The following is a 6000-nucleotide window of genomic DNA, read 5'->3' as shown; positions in this document are numbered from 1 at the left end:
CGCATACACGGCAACGCTCGCGATCCCGGCATCCCGGCACGCCCGGGCCACGCGGACAGCGATTTCGCCACGGTTGGCGATGAGCACCTTGCGCACGATGGCTCCCTCCTTGAAACAAGCCGAGTTTAGGGACTGCCGACACGACCTTTCGACCCGTCCCCAATGGTGAGCTTGCCCACACGGAGCGTGATTCGAGGCTCGCTCGACCCGCGAAATCCCTTGTCGCACCGCGGTACGCAGGAATCCTCCCCTGAACCCTAGCCCTCCGATGTGGTCAAGGTCTCTGTGAGAGCGTGCTGCGGCCCACAGGGTTTCTTTGTGGAGTCCCTACGAATGGCCCAATGATTCTTTGCCCTGCGCCGGGCCCTTGTCCCGCGGTTTACCCGTTAGTAGCGTTCGCTTGTTCGGACGTACTTGGGGTAACAGCACGCGGAAGTGGGTGGGGACCGGTGGTGCGCAGACCGGCGGCGTGGGTGGCGGCGATCGTGCTCTTCGTGGAGGCGTTCGGCATCGCGCTGCTGAACTGGTACCTCGGCATGGTCGTCGACCGGCAGGACATGTCCCTGGCCGGGCTCGACCCGCACAAGATGTCCGTCTCGTCGAAGGTCGGCGGACTGGTCTTCGGCCTGTACTTCGCGCTGTGCGGGCTGGCGGCACTGCTGGTGGCCCTGCGCAACCGGCCGCCGGCCGGCGTCGGCCGGATCCTGCTGATCAGTGCCGCCGTGGTGCACGCCCTGCTCGGCGCCTTCGCCGTGGGTCTGGTCGGCTGGGGCGCGTTCGCCTTCATGATGGTGGTGCTCGGGCTGATCGTGCTCGTCCTGATGGCCTACGACCGCCGGACGGGACCGGCGGACGCGCCGCCGGAGAAGGGCGCCGGTGGCGGCGGGGAAGCGCCGGTCACGGCACCTCCGGCACCCCCGGCCCCCACGGCGACCTGATCACCTCTCGCTCGGCGTCCACAACTCCGTGATGCCCACGCCGAGCCGGGCCAGCAGCCGGCGCACCGTGGGCAGGGAGATGCCGATGACGTTGCCGTGGTCGCCCTCGATGCCCTCGACGAAGGGGGCCGAGCGGCCGTCGAGCGTGAACGCCCCGGCGACGTGGAGGGGTTCGCCCGAGGCGACGTACGCGGCGATCTCGGCGTCCGTGGGCTCCCCGAAGTGGACCACGGTGGAGGCGGTCGCCGAGACGTGGCGCTTGGCCGTGGTGTCCCAGATGCAGTGTCCCGTCTGGAGCGTCCCGGCCCGGCCGCGCATCGCCTTCCAGCGGGCGGTGGCCTCCTCGGCGTCGGCGGGCTTGCCGAGCGCCTCCCCGTCCAGGTCCAGGACCGAGTCGCAGCCGATCACGAGGGCCCCCTGCACCTCGGGCCTGGCCGCCACGACGGAGGCCTTCGCCTCGGCCAGGGCGAGCGCGAGTTCGGCGGGGGTCGGGGCGGTCACGGCGTCCTCGTCGAATCCGCTCACGATCACCTCGGGGGCGAGTCCGGCCTGGCGCAGCAGGCCGAGCCGGGCGGGGGACTGGGAGGCGAGCACGAGGCGGCGGCGCGGCTGATCGGTCATGCGATCAGGGTATCGGCGCGGCCCGGATGTCCTGCCGGCCTTCGGCGCGCCGTCACTTCACGCCGAGGACGATCATGGCGAGCACCATGGCGAGCGCCACGAAGAGCCCGAGGCGGCGCATCTTGTCCTGCATGTCGCGCAATTCCTCGGGCGGCTCGTTCTCGGGGTCGGACCACAACATGCCTCCGATCGTGCGGCGGCGCGCCGCCGGGCGCCTGAGTACGCGTACTCAACTTCCCTAAAAGGGTCCAGGGTTCCATTAGTTAGTCACCCAGTGCTACCGTCATGGGCATCACTAAGGGAACTCCAGTCCCTTTTAGGGAGGGAACCGTCGTGTTCACCACTGCCTGGACCGCCTCGCCCCAGCTCCCCGCCGAGGGCTTCACCCCCAACCGGTCGCGGGAGGGCTTCTGGCGCCAGTCGCTGCGCCAGGTCGTCCGCGTCACCGCGGGTGGCGACCGCCTCCGCGTCCACCTCTCGAACGCCTACGGGACCTCGCCGCTGCGCATCGCGGGTGCCACCGTCGCCCGAACGGCCGCGGGGGCGGCCGTCGAACCGGCCTCGCTCCGACGGCTCACGTTCGCCGGGGCGGACGCCGTCGTGGTCCCGCCGCACGGCCTCGCCGTCAGCGACCCGGCCGGGCTCGTCCTGGCAGCGGGGCAGTCACTGACCGTGACCCTCCACCTCGACGCCGTCACGGGTCCCGCGACCTTCCACGCGCAGGCCTTCACCACCGGCTACCGGGGTGCGGGGGACCGGCTGCAGGACGTCACGGGCGACGGCTTCGACGAGACCGACGCGTCCTGGTACTTCCTCTCCGCCGTGGAGGTCGACGCGGGCCGCGGAGACGCCGTCGCCCTGCTCGGGGACTCCATCACGGACGGCTTCGGCTCCACCCCGGGCACCGACCGCCGCTGGTCCGACGCGCTGGCCGGGCGCACCGGACGGCCCGTGCTGAACGCGGGCATCGGCGGGAACCTGCTGCTCAACGACTCGGCCTGGTACGGCGAGCGGGCCGTCCACCGCCTCGCCCGCGACGTCCTCGACCATTCCGGCGTCGACACGCTGGTGGTCCTGGCGGGGCTCAACGACATCGGTTTCAGCGAGACGGACGCACAGCCCACGTACCAGCCCGCCCCGCGCGTCGAGGCCGGCGAACTCGTCGACGGCTACCGCGCGTTGATCCGGCAGGCCCGCGCGAGGGGGCTGCGGGTGATCGGCTCGACGCTCCTGCCGTTCGGCGGCTCCGACCACTGGGGCGAGCGCGCGGCGAAGGTGAGCCACGAGGTCAACGAGTGGATCCGCACCTGCGGCGAGTGGGACACGGTGGTGGACCTGAACCGGGCACTCGCCGACCCGGCGGACCCCGAACGGCTGCACCCCGCGTACGACTTCGGCGATCACCTGCACCCGAACGACGCGGGATACGCGGTGATGGCCGAAGTCCTCGCGGAACTCCTCTGACCGGTACCGGTCCTGGCGGATCCGGCCGGTACCGGTCCCGGCGGACCTAGTGGGGCCAGTACGTGCGGCCCCAGGCCTGTGGGCCCGGTGCGGGGAGCCGGTACTGGGCCACCCGCGCCGGATCCGCCCAGGCGTCCCGCTCGCGGGGCGCGCCGGACGGCGTGTCCGCCGCCGCGGCGCGCACCCGGACCACCGCCAGTGCGGCGGCCAGCTCCTCCGGGGTCGGATTGCCCCGTACGACCTTGATCGTCATGACCACTCCCTGGGGCCTAGAGGGGGATGTTGCCGTGCTTCTTCGGGGGCAGCGAAGCCCGCTTGCTCCGCAGCTGACGCAGACCGCGCACGACGTGGGCACGGGTGTCGGACGGCATGATCACACCGTCGATGTAGCCGCGCTCGGCCGCCGTGTAGGGGTTGAGGAGGGTGTCCTCGTACTCCTGGATGAGCCGGGCCCGGGTGGCCTCCTGGTCCTCCGCGGCGGCGATGGTCCGGCGGTGCAGGATGTTGACCGCGCCCTGCGCGCCCATCACCGCGATCTGCGCGGTCGGCCAGGCCAGGTTGAGGTCGGCGCCCAGGTGCTTGGAACCCATGACGTCGTAGGCGCCGCCGAACGCCTTGCGGGTGATGACCGTGATCAGCGGGACCGTCGCCTCGGCGTACGCGTAGATGAGCTTGGCGCCGCGGCGGATGATGCCGGTGTGCTCCTGGTCGACGCCCGGCAGGAAGCCCGGCACGTCCACGAAGGTGAGGACCGGGACGTTGAAGGCGTCGCAGGTGCGCACGAAGCGCGCGGCCTTCTCGCTCGCGTCGATGTCCAGACAGCCCGCGAACTGCATCGGCTGGTTGGCGACGATGCCCACCGGACGGCCCTCCACCCGGCCGAAGCCGGTGAGGATGTTCGGGGCGAACAGCGCCTGCGTCTCGAAGAACTCCGCGTCGTCCAGCACGTGTTCGATCACGGTGTGCATGTCGTACGGCTGGTTGGCGCTGTCCGGCACGATCGTGTCCAGCTCGCGGTCCTCGTCCGTGAGGGTGAGGTCCGCCTCCTCCGGGAACACGGGGGGCTCGCTGAGGTTGTTCGACGGCAGGTACGACAGCAGCTGCTTGACGTACTCGATGGCGTCCTTCTCGTCGCCCGCCATGTGGTGGGCCACGCCGGACGCCGAGTTGTGCGTACGAGCGCCGCCGAGCTCCTCGAAGCCGACGTCCTCGCCGGTGACCGTCTTGATGACGTCCGGGCCGGTGATGAACATGTGCGAGGTCTGGTCGACCATGATCGTGAAGTCGGTGATGGCCGGGGAGTAGACCGCGCCGCCCGCGCAGGGCCCGACGACCAGGCTGATCTGCGGGATGACGCCGGACGCATGGGTGTTGCGGCGGAAGATCTCGCCGTACATGCCGAGCGCGCTCACGCCCTCCTGGATGCGGGCGCCACCGGAGTCGTTGATGCCGATGACCGGGCAGCCGGTCTTCAGCGCGAAGTCCATGACCTTCATGATCTTCTGTCCGAAGACCTCGCCCAGGGCTCCGCCGAAGACGGTGAAGTCCTGCGAGAACACGGCGACGGGGCGCCCGTCGACCGTGCCGTACCCGGTGACGACACCGTCGCCGTACGGGCGGTTGTTCTCCATGCCGAAGTCCGTCGAGCGATGCCGCGCGAACTCGTCCAGCTCGACGAAGGAGCCCTCGTCGAGGAGCAGTTCGATACGCTCGCGCGCCGTCAGCTTGCCCTTGGCGTGCTGCTTCTCGACGGCGCGCTCCGAGCCGGCGTGCGTCGCCTCTTGGATGCGGCGCTGCAGATCCGCGAGCTTGCCCGCGGTGGTGTGGATGTCGGGGTGGTGCAGCTCTTCCGGCTCGGACATCGGGATGCGGCTCCCTGCCTGCTCAGTGGGGACGTGAGGGTGACGTGCTCAGGGCTTTGCTACTGACTCGTAGGGTAGTGGCGGCGATACCGTTCGGCAGTGCGGCGTTTACCACACCTAGGGTGGGTTGCATGACGCCGCGAGATTCCTCCGACCCGACCGAAGAGCCCGGCAACGGCCCGCGCGAGAGCCGCTGGTCGGACCTGGACCGCCCGCCCCTCAACGCCGTCGCCCTGCGCCGGGCGCTGGTGCGCGAGGGCGGCTTGTGGACCTCGCTCGACGTGGTACCCGTGACCGGCTCCACCAACACCGACCTGGCCGGACGGGCCGGGACCGCGGCCGAGGGCGCCGTCCTGGTCGCCGAGGAGCAGCACGCCGGACGCGGCCGCCTGGACCGCCGGTGGACCGCGCCGCCGCGCTCGGGCCTCTTCTTCTCCGTGCTGCTGAGGCCCGCCGAGGTGCCCGTCGAGCGCTGGGGCTGGCTGCCGCTGCTCGCCGGGGTGGCGGTGGCGACGGCGCTGCCGAGGGCCGCGGGGGTCGACACGGCACTCAAGTGGCCCAACGACCTGCTGGTCACCGTCGACGGCGAGGAGCGCAAGACGGGCGGCATCCTCGCGGAGCGCGCCGGCGGCGACGGCGTGGTCATCGGGATCGGTCTCAACGTGACCCTGCGCCAGGAGGAACTGCCCGTGCCGGGGGCCGGATCGCTCGCCCTGGCCGGGGCGGTGTCGACGGACCGCGACACCCTCCTGCGGTCGCTGCTGCGGTCGCTGGAGGAGTGGTACGGCACGTGGCGCGCGGCGGGTGGCGACCCCGACGCGTCCGGTCTGCAGGCGACGTACGCCGCCGGGTGCGCGACGCTGGGACGACTGGTCCGGGCCGAACTGCCCGGAGGCACGTCGATCAGCGGTGAGGCGGTGGCCGTCGACGGGGACGGCCGTCTGGTGCTGGCCACCGAGGAGGGCATGCAGCAGCCGGTGGGCGCGGGAGACATCGTGCATCTGCGACCCGTCTGACCGGCACCGCGCGACGGGGGCCGCCGGGCACCGGAACCCCGGGCGTTCGGGGCGCGCGCCCCGGGGCAGGAGTCCCAGGTCGGCACGGGACGGGCGGCC

8 protein-coding genes are annotated in these 6000 nt (G+C 71.5%); 3 read left to right on the top strand and 5 right to left on the bottom strand.

The features are described 5' to 3' along the window. Positions 1-96 (bottom strand): biotin carboxylase N-terminal domain-containing protein (locus ACZ4NT_RS25095; protein ID WP_279617129.1); only part of this gene is annotated, 96 nt, incomplete at its 3' end. Between the two features lie 353 nt (positions 97-449). Here ACZ4NT_RS25095 and ACZ4NT_RS25090 point away from each other — a divergent pair. Then, complete coding sequence (locus ACZ4NT_RS25090) at positions 450-938, top strand: hypothetical protein (RefSeq protein ID WP_467727701.1); 489 nt, start codon at positions 450-452, stop codon at positions 936-938. Here ACZ4NT_RS25090 and ACZ4NT_RS25085 read toward each other — a convergent pair whose 3' ends face one another. Continuing rightward, positions 939-1559: a Maf-like protein gene (locus ACZ4NT_RS25085; RefSeq protein WP_121405669.1), complete on the bottom strand. Its 621-nt coding sequence runs from the start codon at positions 1557-1559 to the stop codon at positions 939-941. It abuts the gene before it with no gap. Between the two features lie 52 nt (positions 1560-1611). Next, entirely contained in the window at positions 1612-1740 is a 129-nt protein-coding gene (gene mmpB / locus ACZ4NT_RS25080) for a morphogenic membrane protein MmpB (protein WP_121405670.1), read from the bottom strand. Between the two features lie 152 nt (positions 1741-1892). On the opposite strand from mmpB, the gene ACZ4NT_RS25075 reads away from it, so the two are divergent. Continuing rightward, complete coding sequence (locus ACZ4NT_RS25075) at positions 1893-3023, top strand: SGNH/GDSL hydrolase family protein (protein ID WP_467727698.1); 1131 nt, start codon at positions 1893-1895, stop codon at positions 3021-3023. 46 nt (positions 3024-3069) lie between these two features. Here the strand turns inward: ACZ4NT_RS25075 and ACZ4NT_RS25070 are convergent, their stop codons facing one another. Both ACZ4NT_RS25070 and ACZ4NT_RS25065 read right to left on the bottom strand, forming a co-directional pair. Continuing rightward, positions 3070-3276 carry an acyl-CoA carboxylase epsilon subunit gene (locus ACZ4NT_RS25070; RefSeq protein ID WP_121405672.1) on the bottom strand — a complete coding sequence of 69 codons (207 nt, stop codon included), beginning with the start codon at positions 3274-3276 and terminating at the stop codon, positions 3070-3072. A gap of 16 nt (positions 3277-3292) precedes the next feature. Next, on the bottom strand, positions 3293-4885 hold the full coding sequence (locus tag ACZ4NT_RS25065) for an acyl-CoA carboxylase subunit beta (protein WP_121405673.1): 1593 nt from the start codon (positions 4883-4885) through the stop codon (positions 3293-3295). A 131-nt stretch (positions 4886-5016) separates the two neighbouring features. Here ACZ4NT_RS25065 and ACZ4NT_RS25060 point away from each other — a divergent pair, with 131 nt between their 5' ends. Further along, positions 5017-5901 (top strand): biotin--[acetyl-CoA-carboxylase] ligase, encoded by an 885-nt coding sequence (locus ACZ4NT_RS25060; protein ID WP_121405674.1) that lies wholly within the window; start codon positions 5017-5019, stop codon positions 5899-5901. Positions 5902-6000 lie beyond the last annotated feature (99 nt).

It is taken from the genome of Streptomyces sp. NPDC026417 (genome assembly GCF_055567695.1).
Note: the sequence above shows the minus strand (reverse complement) of the source record. Positions and strands in the feature narration are given on the sequence as shown.

Bases quoted from the DNA above. Each gene is read 5' to 3' on its own strand.
- ACZ4NT_RS25085 (WP_121405669.1), bottom strand. From the start codon at position 1,559: ATGACCGATCAGCCGCGCCGCCGCCTCGTGCTCGCCTCCCAGTCCCCC.
- mmpB (WP_121405670.1), bottom strand. From the start codon at position 1,740: ATGTTGTGGTCCGACCCCGAGAACGAGCCGCCCGAGGAATTGCGCGAC.
- ACZ4NT_RS25070 (WP_121405672.1), bottom strand. From the start codon at position 3,276: ATGACGATCAAGGTCGTACGGGGCAATCCGACCCCGGAGGAGCTGGCC.
- ACZ4NT_RS25065 (WP_121405673.1), bottom strand. From the start codon at position 4,885: ATGTCCGAGCCGGAAGAGCTGCACCACCCCGACATCCACACCACCGCG.
- ACZ4NT_RS25060 (WP_121405674.1), top strand. From the start codon at position 5,017: ATGACGCCGCGAGATTCCTCCGACCCGACCGAAGAGCCCGGCAACGGC.